Origin of the sequence: Christensenella timonensis (assembly GCF_900087015.1) — a bacterium.
GTDB classification, from domain to species: domain Bacteria; phylum Bacillota; class Clostridia; order Christensenellales; family Christensenellaceae; genus Christensenella; species Christensenella timonensis.
Window position 1 is genome coordinate 1,472,557 of the sequence record NZ_FLKP01000002.1, and the last position, 16,566, is coordinate 1,489,122.

Genomic DNA, 16,566 nt, shown 5'->3' on the forward strand with positions numbered 1-16,566 from the left:
AGTGCGTCTGCCCGTCAGAAACGTCAGTCTTTCTTATAAAATTCGCATTCGTAGCCGTCCGCACGGAGCAGAAGGCCGGGTGCCCACGGAGGAGTTCTGCCCATCTGCTCGCAGACCGCGTCGACGGATACGTCCATGCCGCATTCGATGATCAGCTCATCATGCACATGAGCGCAGATAAAGCAGTGGGAGAGCGTCCGCATGGCGTAGCAGAGAATGTCGCGGCTGATCGCCTGGGTAATGTTCTCCACGATCTTCGGACCGTATGATTCGATGCGTTCCCACTTCTTCGTGGATCCAATGCCCATGTATGTGATGGATTCGCCGCCATACTGATTCGGCTGGATCATCGGCTTCACGTAGGCCAGATCTCTGCCGGAAGGAAGATGGATAAAGAGCAGCTGGCTTTTGTAGAAGAACCGGATTCCTCTGACTTCCCGGGTTCCCTTTGTCCGGATAACCTCCTTCACAGCACGGTCGACGTCCCACCAGAACTTTGTAATATGCGGATTGGCGGCACGCCATGCGTCCACAATCGGCTGAAGTTCCTCTTCCTGCAGTCCCATGTCGAGCGCTCCCATCGCCTTCAGAGCGCCGACGGAGCCGCCATAGCCGCAGGCGAGAACCGCGATCTTACCTTTCTGCCGGAGCTCACCGTTGATGCCGTGTTTGACGACCGGCTTATGGAACATCGCTGATGCCGTAGCACAATAGATATCTTCTCCTCTGGCAAAGGAGTCCATCGTATGCTGTTCACCAGAGAGATAAGCCAGGACTCTTGCCTCGATGGAAGAGAAGTCGCTGACGATGAATTTCATGCCAGGACGGGGGATAAAAGCAGTCCGGATCAGCTCGGACAGAACGTTCGGAACGGAATCATAGAGAAGATCAAGAGAGTCATAGTCACCGTTTTTTACGAGGGCTCTTGCCTCCGCCAGATCCGGCATGTGATTCTGAGGAAGGTTCTGTAACTGAATCAGCCGCCCGGAAAATCGTCCGCTGCGGTTTGCCCCATAGAACTGGAACATTCCTCTTGCTCTGTGGTCCCGGCAGGCAGCGTTCTGCATGGCCTGATACTTCTTTACAGAGGATTTGGCAATCTGCTGACGGAGCTTTAACACTTCCTTCAGATCATCCGGAGCAGTTTCCAGAAGGGATGCCACAGCCTTCTTGCCAAGGGTATCTGTCTTAAGGCCGTGGGCACTCAGCCAGTCCTTCATCTGCACGACAGAGTTCGGATTGGAAAGACCGGTCAGCTTCTTGAGCTTCTCGGTAAGAGAGGCTCTTGACCGGCTGTCAATTGCAATGGCCTGTTCTGCCATCTCAAGGTCTACAAGAATGCCCCTGTCGTTGATCTCCTGATCGATGTGGTATTCCTCCCAGACCGATTCCGGGACAGGGAAGTTACGCAGGTGATTTTTGATGGACATTTCCACCTCGACATCGCGGCGGTTGTATTTCTTAAAGACCTCCCATTTATCCGGTGCGTCAGAGGGGAGATTCCGTGTCCTGCCGCCGTTTGATTTCGTCGGCTTGCATGGCATGCAGAAATAGCGAATGAGATCACGGCCTTCAGTCATTTTCTGCTCCTCAAGGGCGAGGGCTTCGCCGACACCTTTCAGGGAGAGCGGAAGCCCCAGATAGGCGGACCAGATCATGGAACAGCGCCAGGACGCAGGATTCAGGTAATTCCCGACAGCGTCTTCCGGGATGCTGTAGGAAACGAAGCGCTCCGGATAATATTTCCGGAGATATGCTGACAGGCAGATGCGTTCAAAGCTTGCATTAAATGCCCACTTTGTCACTGTTTCGTCTGTTAGTGCATCCAGAACATCTTCAGGAACAGTATCGCCGGCAGTCAGATCCAGGACGGTTACCGGATCATCATCTCTGGCAAATCCGAAGAGAAGAATCTCAAAGGCCGGACTTTCCGTGTACCGGTACACACCAGACTTGTTCAGATCGACATCTGAGAATGTTTCGAGATCGATACTAAGTGATTTCATAATGTGTCTCCATAAAAAATGAGCGGCGGGAATTCTGCCTCCCGCCGCCGTTACATGTTGCCGTTATTCAGTTGTCAGTGCTTCAGATCTTCGAGAGCAGCCATGCGTCTTTCGTGGTATTCTTTATCCCACTGCTGCTTTTGCACTGCGAATTCCTTGTCACGCTCTGCGGCGGCTGCCTGATTTTTCATCTTCTGATCGTGCAGTTCCTTCTCATACGCATCATCGCGCTTGGTATTCCGGATGGAGATCACGACCATGGAGATCGTGAGGCCCAGTCCGCCGAGCCCGAAGAGGGCGTAGATGATGTAGAGAACTGTATTAAGAATGTCTTTCATATCGTTGCCTTTCTGCTATCAGCCAAGAAAATCATCATCGCCGGTGTTATCGGAGAAGTCGGAGAAATCATCAGCAGCACTGCTATGACCGCCGAGAGGCTCTCCGTCCCTGATCTTCTGAATGTTACCAAGGCCGCAGGCCACGCCCTTGTTTCCGTTGGAGTTGAAAGCGTAGAAAGTGACAGATACCCTTGCATAGCAGCCGCTGTAAACTTCGCTGCGATCAAGAATCGGCTGAACATGAGCATCAACGATCTGGGGCGGAGTGGTGCTGTTGGCATTGACGAAGAAGCTGTCCTTGTAGGCCTCGTCATCACGCTCAATATCACCGTCGCGGAGAGGGAGCTTGATCGCAGCCTTGTTCGGCTTCTTGCCGCCGAACTTGCTGATGCCGTCCTCGATAGCGGCATCGACTGCCTTGTTGATGGCGTCAATCGTCTTCTTGTCGGACTTCGGGATGATCAGCGAAACGCTGTACTTTTCCTTGCCGCCGTTGATGGACTTCGGTTCCCATACATTTGCATAAGAGAGTCTTACGATACCGGTTACGACTTTTGTAGAATGATTGTTAGTAGGCATAATTAAATTTCCTCCTTGAATTCGTTATGAACATCATTTGCCATTATTTCCGGTCGCCCGTCCGATCTCGGTACGAGCGTTGGTTTACCCGGCGGCTTCATCACAAGTCCGCCAAGGACTTCATGGAACGTTTTCTTACCCATCAGGCGTTCCATTTCCGTGATGGGGATGAGGCTTCTCCTGTAAATGTCGGTATAGCCGGCATTCTTCGCGGCCTCTGATACAGCCTGCTCATCTGTGTACTTTCTCTTTGAGCGTCCCTCGACAAGTTTGTAGGTTTTCCACTTCTTCCCATGTTCGGCAGCTTCATCTGTGGCATACTGCATCAGATCTTCAGCCCATTTCATCAGTGGATCGAGATCGGGAAGGATCTCATCAATCTCTTCATCCGAGAGGAGGGGTGGCTTCTGGAATTCGTACTTTGCGAGAGCGAGCTGCTTTTCGGCTCTTGCACGGCACTTGACTGCTGCTTTGCAAAAGCGGCACCAGTCGCCGGAGCAGTAATCGCCGAGTCCTTCATTGGCCAGAGCAACTTTAGGTTTTAAGACTTCATCTGCCCATTCCCTGAGGTGTGATACCGTGGTGTTCCAGGTCGAAATATTGTCTCGTCTCGGCTGGAAGATGGTCAGCGATACTTCCTCGAAGTTATACAGATCTCCGAAGAGATCCAGTGCGCCGAGTGCATAGAGCATCATCTGCGGGTTTTCTTCTGACTCCACGAGCACTCCCTGACCGTACTTCAGATCAATGACATGCATCTTGTTATCGGAAACAATGATGCAGTCGCTGGTCCCAAAGCCATGCGGAATGTAAGCTGAAAGGTCAAGTTCGATCTCCGTGTAAGCCTGAGCATCACTGCAGGTCTGTCTTTCCTTGCCAAGCTGCTCCATGACAAAGTCGCGGTAATCGTCAGTGCATTCCTCCATCTCGTCTGTGTTGTAATCAGACACCGGACGTTTGCTGCGACGCTTGAGAGCTCGCTTTACTTTGTGGTCAGCAAGGGCATGAGCGGCAGTTCCTTCCGCTGAAGCAGGAGAGCTGGTATCACTGAAGGACTTCTCGAGCAGTGCGGAAGGCGTACAGTGAAGCCACCTGTGTGCACTGGAAGGAGAGAGCATTGCGTGATTAACCGGCATTCCCGATCACCTCAGCTTTCTTCAGCATTTCCCTGTAGTGCGAGGGATCGACCGCGCTGAGCTTCTCTGCACCGAATGAGTGGATGAGATCGCGGACCTGGCTTCCATAGCCTTCGCTGCTCTTTGCAGAGAGAACCGTGCGAACTTCCTCGAGTGTCACCGGCTTTTCATCCGGTACGTTTTCTGCAGACGGGGCCGTTTCCGCTTTAGGATCGGCGGGGCTTTCTATACCTGTGAGCTTTTCAATGTGGTCGGCTGTTCTGCGGAAATCTTCTGCGATTGCCTTAAGCAGTTCTTCCTGAGTCATTTGTTTCGCCTCCTTTCATTTCATGGATTTCTACTGACTGGACGCTCTGACCAGGAGAGAGGATTAGTACTTCCGTGTTTTCCCCGAAGAGAGCTGTGAGGAGTTTCATCGGAAGGTGGCGGACACCGCCGCTTACTACCTTTGTCCTGCGTCCGGAGCTGTCCGTGACGTTGATGCGGATTCTGTGTCTGAGTTTCATGTCATCACCTCGATTCTTTGTTGTTCTCCCTTCATGTCTTCCGTCCTCGAAAGGAGGGGAGAAACGCACCCCTGAATGAGAAAAAATAAAAAAAAGCCTGCGGGCATTCGAAGAGGATACCTTCAGGCAAGGAACAGATATTTATTGAACGGTATAGATCAGAGTGGTATAGAATCAGATTAGAGAACAACAAATCGGAGTTTGTATTTAGTAAAATGCAGACAACACCACGGATCGGCTTTTGGTTGGACAATTCCAACCAAACACCACAGCAGACAGCAGAAAACATTCTGAACGCTAGGAAGCCGGTATGATTGTTACATATAAGGGGAAGAAAAATTTCTTTTAGGTACTTGCTTTCCTAAAACTGATGTGATACAATGATTTAATCCAGAAAAGGAGTAAAAAATATGCGGCAAGGTATTCTTAAATAAAACTATAATCAAATAGTGGGAACAAAGGATTATGATAGCTCCTTTTGTAGGGGCTTAGTTTTTTGTACCCAATTTAAGAATACTTTTGCCTTATCAATTTTGACATATCCCCAAAAACAGCAATCACAAACAGGTGTATGCTGTATATGTGTATGTCCGCAACTTATAATCCCCAGTGGTAAAAGTATTTTACTGCTGGGGATTTTTATGCCCTTTGGGGCTGTAAAGGGAGGACAATCACATGAAAATAATCAATATTGGAATTCTTGCCCATGTAGACGCTGGAAAGACGACCTTGACGGAGAGCCTGCTATATGCCAGCGGAGCCATTTCAGAACCGGGGAGCGTCGAAAAAGGGACAACGAGGACGGACACCATGTTTTTGGAGCGGCAGCGTGGGATTACCATTCAAGCGGCAGTCACTTCCTTCCAGTGGCACAGATGTAAAGTTAACATTGTGGATACGCCCGGCCACATGGATTTTTTGGCGGAGGTGTACCGCTCTTTGGCTGTTTTAGATGGGGCCATCTTGGTGATCTCCGCTAAAGATGGCGTGCAGGCCCAGACCCGTATTCTGTTCCATGCCCTGCGGAAAATGAACATTCCCACCGTTATCTTTATCAACAAGATCGACCAGGCTGGCGTTGATTTGCAGAGCGTGGTTCAGTCTGTTCGGGATAAGCTCTCCGCCGATATTATCATCAAGCAGACGGTGTCGCTGTCCCCGGAAATAGTCCTGGAGGAAAATACCGACATAGAAGCATGGGATGCGGTCATCGAAAATAACGATAAATTATTGGAAAAGTATATCGCAGGAGAACCAATCAGCCGGGAAAAACTTGTGCGGGAGGAACAGCGGCGGGTTCAAGACGCCTCCCTGTTCCCGGTCTATTATGGCAGCGCCAAAAAGGGCCTTGGCATTCAACCGTTGATGGATGCGGTGACAGGGCTGTTCCAACCGATTGGGGAACAGGGGAGCGCCGCCCTATGCGGCAGCGTTTTCAAGGTGGAGTATACAGATTGCGGCCAGCGGCGTGTCTATCTACGGCTATACAGCGGAACGCTGCGCCTGCGGGATACGGTGGCCCTGGCCGGGAGAGAAAAGCTGAAAATCACAGAGATGCGTATTCCATCCAAAGGGGAAATTGTTCGGACAGACACCGCTTATCCGGGTGAAATTGTTATCCTTCCCAGCGACAGCGTGAGGTTAAACGATGTATTAGGGGACCCAACCCGGCTCCCTCGTAAAAGGTGGCGTGAGGACCCCCTCCCCATGCTGCGGACGTCGATTGCGCCGAAAACGGCAGCGCAAAGAGAACGGCTGCTGGACGCTCTTACGCAACTTGCGGATACTGACCCGCTTTTGCGTTGCGAAGTGGATTCCATCACCCATGAGATCATTCTTTCTTTTTTGGGCCGGGTGCAGTTGGAGGTTGTTTCCGCTTTGCTGTCGGAAAAATACAAGCTTGAAACAGTGGTAAAGGAACCCACCGTCATTTATATGGAGCGGCCGCTCAAAGCAGCCAGCCACACCATCCATATCGAGGTGCCGCCCAACCCGTTTTGGGCATCCATCGGACTGTCTGTTACACCACTCCCGCTTGGCTCCGGTGTACAATACGAGAGCCGGGTTTCGCTGGGATACTTGAACCAGAGTTTTCAAAACGCTGTCAGGGATGGTATCCGTTACGGGCTGGAGCAGGGCTTGTTCGGCTGGAACGTAACGGACTGTAAGATTTGCTTTGAATACGGGCTTTATTACAGTCCGGTCAGCACGCCGGCGGACTTCCGCTCATTGGCCCCGATTGTATTGGAACAGGCATTGAAGGAATCGGGGACGCAGCTGCTGGAACCTTATCTCTCCTTCATCCTCTATGCGCCCCAGGAATACCTTTCCAGGGCTTATCATGATGCACCGAAATACTGTGCCACCATCGAAACGGTCCAGGAAAAAAAGGATGAAGTTGTCTTTACTGGCGAGATTCCCGCCCGCTGTATACAGGCATACCGTACTGATCTGGCCTTTTACACCAACGGGCAGAGCGTATGCCTTACAGAACTGAAAGGGTATCAGGCCGCTGTCGGCAAGCCAGTCATCCAGCCCCGCCGTCCAAACAGCCGCCTGGACAAGGTGCGCCATATGTTTCAGAAGGTAATGTAAAGATACATAATCGTCAAGACGGCAACAATCAGAAGTTATGGAGGGTAACAATGGAATATAGTAAGGAAGATTTAATGGAAGCAAAAAAGCAAATTTGGGGAGTGGGAGAGAACATGGGAACAGAGGAAAGTAAAAAAATCTGGGAGGAGAACGCACAATTTTGGGATAATGCAATGGGTGACGAATCTAATGAATTTCACAGAGAGGTAGTGCGTCCCAAAGTAACGGAACTTCTATCTCCTAATCCTGCGGATTACATTTTGGATATTGCGTGTGGCAATGGAAATTATTCTTCGTATCTTGCACAAAGAGGCGCTTCGGTTGTCGCTTTTGATTACAGCAAAAAAATGATAGAATTGGCTAAAAGACGGCAATCACAATATGCAAAACAAATTGAATTTTGTGTGGCGGATGCGACCGATAGAAAAAGTATATTAGAATTAAAAAGAAATCGAGCCTTTACGAAAGCAGTTTCTAATATGGCAATTATGGATATTACGGACATTGAACCACTTCTTATGGCTGTTTATGAACTGTTGCAGGAAAGCGGAATTTTTGTCTTTGCAACGCAACACCCTTGTTTTGTCACGTTGACTGAAAAATATATGACACCGCACAGTTACTATGATATAGCGATTGAAGGGCAACCGAAAGAGCAGATTTATTATCATCGTTCCATACAAGATATTTTTAACCTTTGTTTTAGAGCTGGATTTGTCATTGATGGATTTTATGAAGAATGTTTTAAAACCAACAAAGAAATTCCTATGGTAATGATAGTAAGGCTTAAGAAGGTAAAACGTGATAGCTTAAAATAAATTCAGAAATAGGCCCACTTGCAGATAATTCCGTCCCAGGCGTGAGAGGTCTTTCGTCACGACCGTCTTGACCGCGCCGCTCTCCACAGCGTCCATCATCTCGGTGAAGCCGGGCCGCTGGAGTTTCACAAAACAACCCACTGATTCGTAAAGGAGAATGTAACTTCATGTTTGCTAAAAATTCAAAGGCATATTCTGTCTACCTGCTGTTCCGATTTGTCTTTTCCCTGGCGGTTTCTATGTCCACAGTGCTTTCCATCGTGTACCAACTGGAGGTGGTGCAGCTGGATGCTTTCCAGCTTGTCCTGGTAGGGACGGTTCTGGAGACCTCCTGCTTTCTGTTCGAGATACCCACCGGTGTGGTGGCGGATTTGTATAGCCGTCGGCGCTCGGTGCTGATTGGAATGTTCCTCTACGGCCTGGGCTTTCTGATGGAGGGTGCGCTACCGTGGTTCGCGCCGGTTCTGCTGGCCCAGGTTGTCTGGGGTTGCGGTGATACCTTCATCACCGGCGCTCTGGAGGCGTGGATTGCCTCGGAGGAAGAGGACAAACCCATAGACAAGGTGTTCCTGCGGGGCAGTCAAATGGGGCAAATCGGCGGCGTTCTGGGCGTGGTGCTGGGCACACTGCTGGGAAACATAAACCTGCAAATGCCTGTCATCTTGGGGGGCAGTTTGTGCTTGTTGTTGGGGCTGGTGTTGGTTCGCATCATGCCAGAAACCAACTTCTCCCCTGCTATTGAGGAACGGCAGGGCTTGCTTAAAGACTTTGTCTGCCTGTTCAAGCTCAACCTGGGCTTTGTGAAAGGCTCACCTGTGTTGCTGGCGCTCTTAGCAATCACACTATGCGGGGGACTTGCCAGTGAAGGCTTTGACCGGCTCTCCACCGCTCATTTTCTGGATGACACGGTAATACCCGTTATCGGGCCGCTGAACAGCGTCACTTGGTTCGGTGTTATCAGTCTTATCGGCAGCGGCTTAGGTATTCTGGCTTCTCAGTTGCTCATCGCCCGCATGGAGAAAAAAGGGACTGTCAGCCGAACCAGTGTGGTCATGTCCACCAGCGCCGGGTATATCCTGTGCCTGGTTCTCTTCGCGGTGGGGCGGAGCTTTTGGTTCATGTTGTTGATGTTCCTGCTGGCGGGGCTTATGCGCACCATCAAGGAGCCTGTGCTGGCCGCCTGGATGAACGACCATGTGGATGAGAAAATGCGCGCCACAGTCTTTTCCACCAGCGGACAGCTGGACTCTTTCGGGCAGATCATCGGCGGGCCTATTGTGGGGCTGGTAGCCCAGCAGGTGTCCATACCCTGGGGGCTGGTCTGTACCGCTTTCCTGCTGTTGCCCGCGCTGTTCTTAGTGCCGGTGGCGGGAAAGAAGCGGGATTGATATGGCATAGTTAAGTTTACTGACGAGCGGGAGATTACTTCCGCTCGTCTTCATTTAGTAGCGCAAAATTTGAGGACTCTTTATTTCCTTATTCGGTATAGCGGAGGCGGCTGTCAATTCGACATAATTTTCTTGTGATACTTTACCGTACATGAGCATTAGGAATAGGAATGTATCTTTGTGTGGTAGTTGTTACTTGCACAGGTATTATTGTTTCAAAAATCAGTTCCAAGCCAAATGAAGATACTCCTGAAGAAAAAGAAGAATGACCAATTCCAGTTTGTAGAGAAAAAAATAAGGCCAGAGGATAGCTCATAAGAGTCGTCTTCTGGCCATTTCTTACTTTACGCGGATTTTCCATCCAACCTGGATCAGGTTCACATTTCGGATCAGCGTAGGATTGAGCTTCTGGATTGTGCCGACAGATGTGCCGTACTTCCTTGCAATGGCAGAGAGCGTATCACCGGAACGCACGGTGTAATAGATCACCTGCGGCTGGCTATGGGCCCCCATCAGCTCATTTACTCTGGTCTGAACAGCGTCATAGCTGTATCCAGCGGCAGCAAGACGGTTCTTCCTGTCGTCTCCGTTTCCCCATGAACCGCTCAGAACTTCATGCGCGATTTCATCCACGCTCTTTCTTGCCGGCGCTGGTGCCGGAGTGGGAGCAGGAGCCTGCTGCTTTGCAAACCCGTTGAATCCACCGGTCTTAATAGTGGACGGATAGTCGATGTAGGAAATATCCATATCGACGTTTCCGCTGATGCCGTTTACTGAGCCGGTGGAAGAATACTGCCAGATCCCGTAAGCCCCGCAATAGGTACATTTGGAAGCATACTGAGCGACCCAATGTGTGAATGGCGTGAGCTTGGAATCATCCAGTCTCTCACGGAAGCCGGAATCGGTGGAGCTGTAAATCCCTGCAAAATATCCAGCCGCTTCCAGTGCTCGGCAGAATGCAATCGTAGCTTCCGTAGCGCCTGCCTTGGCAGAAGGAGCAGTGGCTTCCAGATCAATAAAGACAGGATATTCGAGCTGCTTTCCCTTGAGCTGTGCAAGGAAGCGTTCTGCATCTGCCTTTCCGTCTGCTGCGGAAGTGCAGCCAGGCCCGACAAAATAATATGCTCCGACAGCGATTCCATTTGCCTTGGCGTTTCTATAGTTTTCTTCCCATCTGGGATCTGTATAGAATCCAGCATCGGATCCACCAGACTTGATAATCGCAAACTGAATACCGGACGCTTTTACTTTTGCCCAGTCAATGGCTCCCTGCCAGTGACTGACGTCAATTCCTCTGACTTCCATAATGTTATTCCTCCTTCATAAAGAAAGCCCTCCGGTAATGAGCCGGAGAGCTTCAAAGCGTTTGTCCCATTTACGGAAGGGACAGCCGGGATGTGAGGATCACCTCCTCTCACTGATTGGTCTTTGTCAGCTGCTTGTAGATCTGGTTCACACCAGTCGCTGCAAGACCAGACACGATGCCGACTGCGAGGGCGTTGATGATATCCTTGGCTGGGAAGTCCGGCATGAGATACAGCCCGGCGATTCCGAGCACGGCACCGACGCAACCGCAGATCACCGGGATCAGCTCATCCTTCACGGAGCCAGCCGCCTTGCAGCCGATACCGACGAGATAGGCGATCACCGTGATTGCTGCCACACTAGCGATTCCAAAGTCCATAGCTTCATTCCTCCTTTTCTTTACTGTCTGCCGAGAGGGGCAGTTCCTGACACTTTTTGTACAGGGTTTCTCCGGTTCCGTTGCCGCCAAGTGCCTTGTATGGTTTGTACAGGTACTCAAGATTGCTCCGATCTTCCGGAGTGCAGTATCCCCGAGCAATAAAAAAGCTGCAGGCCTGATAAATCCGGTCGTGCAGCAGTGCCATCATTCCTTCTTTAATTTCATCGTTCTCCTGTTTTCGCCGGAGCAGCGTCCGCCAAAGCCACGTGAGGACGGCAAGGATCAGGGCAAAGAGCTCCTGAATCCAGTATTTCAAGATAAAGTCGATCAATGGAATCACCTCCTTCCTTAATCCTCCACATATACCATCAGGTACTTGTACTTAAGCGTTGCTTGGTTATAAGCCATCAGAGTTGTCTCATCGTTAGCAACACCATCGGCAAACTTGAAATGCCCGATCTGATCCGCATCTGGATAACTTCTTGTTCCGTTATCTTCGCTATCTATGATGCACTTTCCTGTTGTGGCGTAGAACCGGAATCCGTTATAGGTATCCATGTCCGTTGATAGGGTTCCGTCCGAAAGCTGTACTTCCACGACTTTCAGGCGGATATCCGGATCACTCTTCGTGATTGAGGATCTCTTCAAATGCACAGCGCTGTTTGCGGGATAGGTAATGAAGCCCCTCCCGTCATCCACGTCCAGCGCAAGCTTTGTCACCGCAGCGACGTTCTTGATGTGATCGAAGGAGGGCTTGCCTACTTCCGTGACCTCCCCGGAAGATCCTCCAGATCCGGATACCGGAAGAGTCAGCACCTGTTTGGTTCCTTCCGAGGAGCGGATGGTGAGCTTGCCGTCACTTAGTTCAAAGGTGTAGGTCGTATCCGTAAAGACGGCTCCTTCCGGGACATCGGATTTTACGGTATGCCCGCCAAGAGCTTCTGTATTTTTCTGGATGGCATCGGTGTTTTCCTTCACGGCAGCTTTGATTTCCGTATCGTCATAAGCGGTATCCGTAAAGACCGCATTCTCAGGTACGTCGCAGGCCACCGTGTGTCCGTTCACCTTTGCAGCATTGTCCACAACTCCGTCTCCGTCGGCATCGAACTCCGCTACTTGTCTCACCTCATCGATCAGCTGGTTCACTGCCTCGCAGAGCCGCTTGATCACCTTGTGCGCTCCACCATACTGAATCTTCTTAATCGACATTGAAGTACGCCTCCTCCCGCTTCTGTGCACCGGTGTTCCGCGAGGCATACCGCTCGAGATCAGTGAGGATCTGGTCCGTAGTATTGAGGCGGTCCACCAGTTTGTAACTGTCGATATACGGATCAAAGTAAGAAAGATTCTCCGGCTCGATAAACGAAGTGTCCTGCATATCATGAACGCACTTCCGGCACAGGCTCGTGGCTGCCCTCTCTTCTTCCCGGCTTGTGGCAAACCAGTGTGCATCATGCCATTTGCAATTCCAGTAGCAGTCCGTGTTCGGAATCAGGATATAGCGGTACTTCTTTGGCAGATTCCTCAACGCATCGAGGTGGCGGGAGAACCAGTAGAACAGCACGATGTGGTCGTACATGGAGAGGTCCCGGCTCTGAATGTCTTCTTTTGTAAGAACACTTGTGATCGAAAGTGTGACCGAGATCTCCGGATGTCTGCTCTTTGCGGCAATCGCCAGCGCATCCTCGCTGATCGTGAAGATCCGAATACCAAGGTTGTAATACTTCTCCAGAGCGTCCAGTGTCGCATCTCTTTGCATCAGCACGCAGAGTGGAAGCCCCAACTGCTGCAGGCATTTCAGGCGAAGAACATACTCCTCATAGGTTTTTGGATACTCCTCTCTGTTCTCAATGCCCTGTCGTGTGCTCACAGCATCCTCCTTCCATGCCGGAAGATAAATGCAGCGGATGTACGAAAAAAGCTCCCGTTTTCGCGAGAGCTTCGGAATAAAGTCGTAGGAAAAGTTGTAAGGGAGTTCATACTGCTTCTTCATGCGTCCTCCTTGTCTGTCAGCGTATACGTGATCTTCATGGTCTGCGAGGCGTTCTTTGTGATGGGAGACGACAAGTTGTTGATCGTGCCAAGATAGGCGCATCGGAGTGCGGTGCGGATCCGGTCGTTGTCGTAATACCCATCGTAGTGATAGGTGGCGAGGAGTTTCCCATCAGAATGAAGGATCGGTGGAATCTCGATTGCAGCTCCGTCAACCGCCTCCTCGGAGTGAGACGCATCAGGATAAAGAAAGCCTGTCTTGTAGTAGCTGTTCCCGTCCTTCTCGTATCGATACTGGTACTGAATGCCTCCGTTATAGAGCATCGGCGTCATTCTATCGAAGGTCCCGCTGTTATCAAAGGTAAAAGTCTTGATGTCCACCGGATTGGACAGGTTCACGATGTAGATACTGTGCTCGTCATAAGATTTGGCATAGAGATAGCCCTTGTTGACCACAATCGAATAGTCATTCCGTGAGGCCAGATGTACCCCGGCTAATGTGATCACTTCCTCCGGCTGTTTCTCAAAAGAAAGATCGGACATCTTATACTTCGTGAGATAGAGCTTCGCATCGTCCTTCTCGTTCCCCTCATCGTAATAATAGTTGTAGTAGGTGTTCCCGTAAGAGGTGTAGCTGCTGATCCGGTTGTTCTGCGTGATGAGGTAAAGGTAGCCGTCTGTGCCGGGCATCCAGTATTTTGCCGGGCCGATATTGCTAAAGTTCTGGTAATCCGGAAGCTTAAGCGTCGTCACCGTTTCATACGGGAGAGTAAAGGAACCATAGGTCTGGTCTGCGACCTTCACTGCATAGGGATCAAATCTGCCGCGCTGCACCGTCACACCATCCGAATTCAGCCAGTAGACAAACTCATCCTGAACAAGGAATGGTCTTCCGTTATGCTCTTTGTTCTCGATGGTATCCATGTCACAGTAGAAATCCCCGCAAACCTGTCTCTGGAAAGGATTCACCCCGGCATAGGCACTCGTCAGGGCAACCGACTGGATGGTTCCGTTTGCCTGCGCAGTGCCGAAGTCCCAAACGGAAACATAGCCGGTATCCGTTTTATGTGTCTCAATCGCATTCAGGGATCCCCGCATCGCATCATCCGTGTTGGTATCCCGGGAAGCGTAGCCCACCAGTTTTGCCTCCGTCGGGAAGTTCGTGTTGTTCACGTCCTCAGTGAGCTTTCCATCAAAAAGCAGGATGCCGCCGAGCGCATTCTTTGCGATGGGAAAGACATTGTTGTTCATTGATCTTCCGATCATGGTCTGGAAAGCAATCAGCTCCTGCACCGCATTGGTGACAAGGTTGTCTTTCTCATATTGAAATTCGCGCTCCCCGGTCTTGGCATTAAAGAGCTCGATTGTGGTATGTCCTTTGATCATTCTTCCACCTCTTTCGTAAAGATCTGGATGTCCGTAAGTGTTCCTTTCTCGTGGATGATTGCCTTCAGCTGAATGGAGCCATTGAGCTTTTCTTCCCACTGCTTTTTGGTGATCTCCTTCATTGCCGGAGCAAACATGCCATAGGACTCCTTCGTGGTATCCGGCGTGATCCAGCCATTTGCATATTCCCACCAGGTACTGCCGTGATCGAAGGAGGCGAGGAAGTTCACGTTATTGCTGTCGCAGTTCGAAGTAACGGAGAGGATCTGATCTGCAGTACAGTCAGATGTCACAAGTTCCGCGATCGTCACACCATCCTTTAACTTCCATGTGCCATCCTTCATCTCAATCTCATCGCTGCTGTAGGTGACGGTATCGAGATGCTCCGTATCAAACCGGTGCAGGAACTTCACCGTACCGATGGTCCCAGCGATCGGCTGCAGCACACTGGATAACTGCATGGATGGAACGATATCGGAATAGCCTGTAGTTTCAGGCGAGAGCAGGCCAACGGTTACTGAGGCATCAAAACTGCGATACACTGGAAACAGGTTCATCTCCGGAACCGTATCGTAAACGGAAATGGTTCCGTCCCAAGCGCCGCTTCCGGCAAGACCCTGTCCTGCCATGTAGGCTCTTGCATCTCCACGTGCGATGTGGCAGCTGCCACCGGCCATTGAGAGCCAAACTTCAAAGTTCCCCGTAAGGTTTGCCGTGCTGTTCCAGGTGAAGAGAAGATGCAGAAGGTGCGTCCCATCCGGCAGCATTTCCACCGGAACATAATCCTTGACCTCCTCCCCGTTCAGGTAGTACGTAACGACCATCACCGCGTCGGTATCCGATATTATTTCTTCCGCTTCTGTCTCTGTCGTGTCGAGCGTCAGCTTGATCTCCGCATGGAAGTCGATGTGGGTATCCTTCACCGTGACATAGCGGATATCAATGATCTTGGCTTTTGCTGTATCCGCGATGTCGTAATCAGCGGCGTTCTGGTAATCGTAGTAGCGAATATAGTCCTGATTCTCATTGGAGGACAGGATGCCCTGCAGGTTCTTGTCCGTCTTAGACTTTGCCGATGCCAGAGCCGGATCCTGCCCCACGCCCTGCATCGTGAAGGACTTGTTGTACTGGAACGTGAACTTTGTCATGCAGAAGAGCTTGTCTTTATCGGCAAGCCCATCGGTAAAGCGGAACACGTCCATGAGATCATAGGCGGGATTCCCGATCAGCTCCGCCTTAAACGGCACGTAGTCAACCTTCGAAAGTGCGGTGAGGATTGCCCTTCTCTGTGCGTCCTTTTTCTCCTCCACACCATACTGGAGGAAGGGATCCGAGCCGATGTTGTAGGTAAGGCCGTCATCCGTATCGAGGGCATAGTAGGATGTGCTCTTCGCATCGATATTCACAACGGAGAGGCCGGTGTATCTGGTTGAGAAATCGGAGAACTCACATCCGGTAAAACGATGTTCGGTGTCGATCTCATCAATCACAGTCTGACCATAAGATTTGACATAGATCTTCCCATCCCGTCCGGCATAAACATTCGCAGCTATCGATGCAGCAACCCACGAAACAAAGTCCCGCCAGGTTTCGATATCGGATTCGCTGTAAAGGGAAAGCTCATCAGAGCCGTTTGCCATTGCTGCAAACGCTTCACTGGTAGTTCCAAGAGAAAGACCACAGGCTGTACAGGCTGTCAGCATCAGGTTGTAGGCGGTACCGTTGATGGACGTGACGGAGCAGTTCTTATCGAACTTTGCCATGTGATCGTAGGCTTTGATCACCACACCGGAAGCAGTATGTTTCGCAGAGTCTATGGTGAACACGCCAAGCGGCACATCCTCGAAGCTTCCGTCTGCAAGCCGCATTCCGAAAACCGGTGCGATCTCCTGGTCCTTCCAGCTATACCGAGGAATCTGCAGGTTCATGAGCGTCACATCTAGTTCCCCGATGTAGACCTGTCCGATCTGAACGGAAGAATCATCCGAGCACTGGTTCGTGATGGAGAAGGATCCGGATAGGATGTTGTCATCCGTAAAGGACACCCTCCCGACTTTTCCAGTCATCCGGAATCTCTGAACGGGCTGCTTCATGGCAGTCTTGTATTGTTCACTTACAGCGTACATGAAGCGCCTCCT

At 50.7% G+C, this 16,566-nt stretch carries 16 protein-coding genes; 3 read left to right on the top strand and 13 right to left on the bottom strand.

Annotation, left to right across the window (positions count from 1 at the left end; all coding sequences use genetic code 11):
- Positions 1-23 precede the first annotated feature (23 nt).
- The 5 genes from BN6471_RS08425 to BN6471_RS08445 all read right to left on the bottom strand — a co-directional run bounded on the left by BN6471_RS08425 (position 24) and on the right by BN6471_RS08445 (position 4,366).
- On the bottom strand, positions 24-2,006 hold the full coding sequence (locus tag BN6471_RS08425; RefSeq protein WP_066647683.1) for a DNA polymerase: 1,983 nt from the start codon (positions 2,004-2,006) through the stop codon (positions 24-26).
- 74 nt (positions 2,007-2,080) lie between these two features.
- Complete coding sequence (locus BN6471_RS08430; protein WP_066647686.1) at positions 2,081-2,344, bottom strand: hypothetical protein; 264 nt, start codon at positions 2,342-2,344, stop codon at positions 2,081-2,083.
- An 18-nt stretch (positions 2,345-2,362) separates the two neighbouring features.
- Positions 2,363-2,923, bottom strand: a complete 561-nt coding sequence (locus tag BN6471_RS08435) for a DUF2815 family protein (RefSeq protein ID WP_066647687.1) — start codon at positions 2,921-2,923, stop codon at positions 2,363-2,365.
- Between the two features lie 2 nt (positions 2,924-2,925).
- On the bottom strand, positions 2,926-4,059 hold the full coding sequence (locus tag BN6471_RS08440; RefSeq protein WP_066647688.1) for a DUF2800 domain-containing protein: 1,134 nt from the start codon (positions 4,057-4,059) through the stop codon (positions 2,926-2,928).
- Positions 4,049-4,366: a hypothetical protein gene (locus BN6471_RS08445; RefSeq protein WP_066647689.1), complete on the bottom strand. Its 318-nt coding sequence runs from the start codon at positions 4,364-4,366 to the stop codon at positions 4,049-4,051. Before BN6471_RS08445 ends, BN6471_RS08440 begins: the two co-directional genes overlap by 11 nt.
- Positions 4,367-5,240: 874 nt before the next feature.
- On the opposite strand from BN6471_RS08445, the gene tet(W) reads away from it, so the two are divergent.
- Complete coding sequence (gene tet(W) / locus BN6471_RS08450) at positions 5,241-7,160, top strand: tetracycline resistance ribosomal protection protein Tet(W) (RefSeq protein WP_066647691.1); 1,920 nt, start codon at positions 5,241-5,243, stop codon at positions 7,158-7,160.
- Between the two features lie 50 nt (positions 7,161-7,210).
- On the top strand, positions 7,211-7,978 hold the full coding sequence (locus tag BN6471_RS08455) for a class I SAM-dependent methyltransferase (RefSeq protein ID WP_002586626.1): 768 nt from the start codon (positions 7,211-7,213) through the stop codon (positions 7,976-7,978).
- On the opposite strand, the gene BN6471_RS12560 is transcribed toward BN6471_RS08455, so the two are convergent.
- Positions 7,970-8,107, bottom strand: a complete 138-nt coding sequence (locus BN6471_RS12560) for a recombinase family protein (RefSeq protein WP_242861853.1) — start codon at positions 8,105-8,107, stop codon at positions 7,970-7,972. The genes BN6471_RS08455 and BN6471_RS12560 overlap by 9 nt on opposite strands.
- Before the next feature lie 38 nt (positions 8,108-8,145).
- Here BN6471_RS12560 and tet(40) point away from each other — a divergent pair, with 38 nt between their 5' ends.
- A complete protein-coding gene (gene tet(40) / locus BN6471_RS08460; RefSeq protein WP_066647693.1) occupies positions 8,146-9,366 on the top strand; it encodes a tetracycline efflux MFS transporter Tet(40) in 1,221 nt (406 codons plus the stop codon).
- Between the two features lie 339 nt (positions 9,367-9,705).
- Here tet(40) and BN6471_RS08465 read toward each other — a convergent pair whose 3' ends face one another.
- The 7 genes from BN6471_RS08465 to BN6471_RS08495 all read right to left on the bottom strand — a co-directional run bounded on the left by BN6471_RS08465 (position 9,706) and on the right by BN6471_RS08495 (position 16,554).
- Entirely contained in the window at positions 9,706-10,671 is a 966-nt protein-coding gene (locus BN6471_RS08465) for a GH25 family lysozyme (RefSeq protein ID WP_066647695.1), read from the bottom strand.
- 109 nt (positions 10,672-10,780) lie between these two features.
- The gene (locus BN6471_RS08470) at positions 10,781-11,050 is read right to left on the bottom strand and encodes a phage holin family protein (RefSeq protein ID WP_066647697.1); all 270 of its coding nucleotides are present in this window, start codon (positions 11,048-11,050) and stop codon (positions 10,781-10,783) included.
- Positions 11,051-11,054: 4 nt separating this feature from the next.
- The gene (locus BN6471_RS08475; protein ID WP_066647700.1) at positions 11,055-11,381 is read right to left on the bottom strand and encodes a hypothetical protein; all 327 of its coding nucleotides are present in this window, start codon (positions 11,379-11,381) and stop codon (positions 11,055-11,057) included.
- Between the two features lie 17 nt (positions 11,382-11,398).
- A complete protein-coding gene (locus BN6471_RS08480; RefSeq protein WP_066647703.1) occupies positions 11,399-12,259 on the bottom strand; it encodes a hypothetical protein in 861 nt (286 codons plus the stop codon).
- Entirely contained in the window at positions 12,249-13,043 is a 795-nt protein-coding gene (locus BN6471_RS08485; RefSeq protein WP_066647706.1) for a hypothetical protein, read from the bottom strand. The genes BN6471_RS08480 and BN6471_RS08485 overlap by 11 nt, the downstream gene beginning before the upstream one ends.
- Positions 13,040-14,428: a hypothetical protein gene (locus BN6471_RS08490; protein WP_066647709.1), complete on the bottom strand. Its 1,389-nt coding sequence runs from the start codon at positions 14,426-14,428 to the stop codon at positions 13,040-13,042. Before BN6471_RS08490 ends, BN6471_RS08485 begins: the two co-directional genes overlap by 4 nt.
- The gene (locus BN6471_RS08495; protein WP_066647712.1) at positions 14,425-16,554 is read right to left on the bottom strand and encodes a hypothetical protein; all 2,130 of its coding nucleotides are present in this window, start codon (positions 16,552-16,554) and stop codon (positions 14,425-14,427) included. The genes BN6471_RS08490 and BN6471_RS08495 overlap by 4 nt, the downstream gene beginning before the upstream one ends.
- Positions 16,555-16,566 lie beyond the last annotated feature (12 nt).